Consider the following 2,756-nt stretch of genomic DNA (forward strand, 5'->3'; position numbering starts at 1 on the left):
CTGAGCGCGACGGCATCGCCGATGCCGCGGCGACCGCATCGAATACGCAGCCTCGGGCTGCTTGATCGACGCGACAACTATCTTGACATGCTCCGATCTTTGACAGGGTCGCCAATGCATTGGTGCCACTGATAAGAATTTTGTTGACATTTATGGTTTTGGTTGTAATGCCTTTTTATTTTAGCAAAAGGGCGGGGTATAAAAATTCATATGCAAAATGGCTGACACTTATTTTTGCGATTTTTTTGATGGCGTTCAGCCCTTCATTTGGAATTTCTGAGATTTTTTTGTCAAAATTGTATTATAAAAATTTTGCTGGTGAAATTTTTATTTCGAGAAATTCTGACCTCGTTTCACATTTAAAACTTATTTTTCAAGGTAGTGCTGCTGGCGCGGTTGTGTTTTCTTCTCGCGCTATTCCTGTTTTGTTGTTTTTGATTGCGTCTATTTCGCTGGAGAGGAAGTTCTCAAGAAAAAAACACGATTGACTTGCCGAGCAGGTAAGATTGAATGGACTGAAAAAAGAATGAGCGAAATCGGGGGGTATTCCGGGGATGAAGCCATGAAGAAAATGAATTTGAGGTTCATCGTTCTAATCTTGTTTTTATTTACTTCTTTTGGCACTATTTTTTATAATTTTGGTGATCACGAAGACATTGCCGAGTTGGTGCCAAAGGATAGGTGTGTCAAGTCTGCATATAACGATGATTCAAAAAACCATAAAATATCGATCAACTGCAGAGGCTACAGCGGCGAAGTGTACACAATCAATGCGAGAAGGTGGAATGATCAGAGCAAGATAGAAAATATTGCATCAAACCTCAAAGAGGGGGAGGTGGTGAAGAGTTTTATTTGCTCTGAATTCAAGCCTTCGGGCGAAGAGCGCTTTTCGGAAGAAATTCGGCATCTCCATACTTGTTTGTCTAAAGAGAATGGAATAACAATTACTTCCAACAGTAGAGCTGCGGTAGTGTTTTATATAGAACTTTTTGAGAAATAAACCTTGCCGCGCCTGAGAGAAATTGCGCCACTTTGCCGGCTCCGCCAGATTCTGGGACAGATGTAAATTTCTTATTGTTGCCATCCGGGCTGCGACGTACGATCCACGGCATTTCCGGCCGTGCGCGGCCAGCCTCCCGCGAACCCGTCGCGGCAGGCGCGCGCACTCCCTGCCCCATGCCTCTTCACGACCCGAACGACATTCCCGCGGCACTGCACCGCCTTGCCGGCCGCTTCCGTCTTCTCGGCCCGGTCGCCCGCACGCTGCGGTGGTGGATGTGGGCCGCGGTGGCCGGGGCGCTGGCGGCGGCGGCCACGGTGGCGTTCCGCGCGCTGGTGCAGGGCGTGGAGCACCTCGCCACCGGCCATGCCGGCGGCCTGGTGGAGGCCGCGCGTTCGCTTTCGCACTGGCACCGCGTGGTGGTGTGCACCGCGGGTGGCGTGCTGGCGGGCCTGGTGCTCGAATGGGGCGGTCGCTGGGCGGCGGCCGGCCCGCGTGGCGATGCGCACCTGGACTACATCGATGCCGCGCGCGCTGGGCGGGTGGACCTCAACGACCGCACCACGCTCGTGCGTTCGGCATCGGCGCTGCTGTCGGTGGGCACGGGCGCCTCCATCGGGCGCGAGGGGCCGATGGTGCAGATGGCGGCCTGGCTGGCCGCGTGGCTGGCCCGGGTGGTGCCGATCGCCCCCGAGCAGCGCAGCGCCCTCATGGTGTGCGGCATCGCCGCCGGCATCGGATCGGCCTACCACGCGCCGGTGGCGGGCGTGGTGTTCGTGCTGGAACTCGCGCTCGGCTTTTTCGCGCGCCATGCGGTCGCGCCCGTGCTCATCGCCGCGGGCACCGCCAGCGCGCTCATCCAGTTGCTGGTGGACCCCAAGCCGCTCTACGACGTGCCGGCGGTGGCCGTGGAGCCGACCAGCCTGGGGCTGGCCCTGGTGGCGGCCGTGCTGTTCGGCGCGGTGGGCTGGACGCTGCTGCACCTGCTGGAGGGCAGCCGCCGGGTTTTAGGGCGCGTGCGCTCCCTGCCGGCGCGCCTGGGGCTGGGCGGGCTGCTGGTGGGCGGGCTGTCGGCCTGCGTGCCCGAGGTCTGGGGCAATGGCTACAGCGTCGTGTCGTCGGTGCTGCAGGGCGGGCACCTGTGGCAGTGGATCGTGGTGGTGATGCTGACCAAGATCGTGGCGACGGCGCTGAGCTCGGGCAGCGGCGCCATCGGCGGCGTGTTCACGCCCTCGCTGTTCGTCGGCGCCACGGCCGGCAGCGTGCTCGCCCAGCTCGCGGCCCTGGCGCTGCCCGCCGCCTGGGTGGGCGACCCGCGGGCGCTGGCCATCATCGGCATGGCCGCCGTGCTCGCGGCCGTGACCCATGCCCCGCTGATGGCCATCGTGATGGTGCTGGAGATGACGAACCAGTTCCAGATGACGGTGCCGGTGATGCTGGCCTGCGCGGTGGCGTATGCGGTGAGTACGCAGTTCGGGGGCCGGCCGTTGTATGGGAATCCGATTGAGGCGGGGCGGTGAGTTGGCGCTTAAGCTCTATTCAGTCTTTTTGCTGGGAATGACCGATTCAGGCTGAGTGCAGTCGACCAAGTTTGAAGGTCGAATGACCAACCATCTGTAACCGGCCACTGAAGCCTGGAGAGTTCATCGGTCCGCTGTATGTAAGAACGTGTTCAAAGTCTCGCCTGACTGATATGAGAAGCTCGCTGGATGAGAAAAGGGTACCCCAGCGATATCAAGCGCGAGCAGTTTGACGT

Annotated in this window: 3 protein-coding genes; all 3 read left to right on the forward strand. The window is 59.1% G+C overall.

The genetic code is table 11. The features are described from left to right. The first annotated feature begins 152 nt into the window (after nt 1–152). The 3 genes from T336_RS26910 to T336_RS25595 all read left to right on the forward strand — a co-directional run bounded on the left by T336_RS26910 (nt 153) and on the right by T336_RS25595 (nt 2,520). Nucleotides 153–488 carry a hypothetical protein gene (locus tag T336_RS26910; RefSeq protein ID WP_156957933.1) on the forward strand — a complete coding sequence of 112 codons (336 nt, stop codon included), beginning with the start codon at nt 153–155 and terminating at the stop codon, nt 486–488. A gap of 38 nt (nt 489–526) precedes the next feature. After that, a complete protein-coding gene (locus T336_RS26915) occupies nt 527–1,000 on the forward strand; it encodes a hypothetical protein (RefSeq protein ID WP_156957934.1) in 474 nt (157 codons plus the stop codon). A 176-nt stretch (nt 1,001–1,176) separates the two neighbouring features. Then, nucleotides 1,177–2,520 carry a chloride channel protein gene (locus T336_RS25595; RefSeq protein WP_244884011.1) on the forward strand — a complete coding sequence of 448 codons (1,344 nt, stop codon included), beginning with the start codon at nt 1,177–1,179 and terminating at the stop codon, nt 2,518–2,520. Nucleotides 2,521–2,756: the final 236 nt, after the last annotated feature.

Origin of the sequence: Paracidovorax oryzae ATCC 19882, from assembly GCF_000687165.1 — a bacterium.
Taxonomy (GTDB): domain Bacteria; phylum Pseudomonadota; class Gammaproteobacteria; order Burkholderiales; family Burkholderiaceae_C; genus Paracidovorax; species Paracidovorax oryzae.

What these genes read in the sequence shown, in the direction of transcription:
- T336_RS26915 (WP_156957934.1), top strand. Translation starts at nt 527, where the DNA reads ATGAGCGAAATCGGGGGGTATTCCGGGGATGAAGCCATGAAGAAAATG.
- T336_RS25595 (WP_244884011.1), top strand. Translation starts at nt 1,177, where the DNA reads ATGCCTCTTCACGACCCGAACGACATTCCCGCGGCACTGCACCGCCTT.
- T336_RS26910 (WP_156957933.1), top strand. Translation starts at nt 153, where the DNA reads ATGGTTTTGGTTGTAATGCCTTTTTATTTTAGCAAAAGGGCGGGGTAT.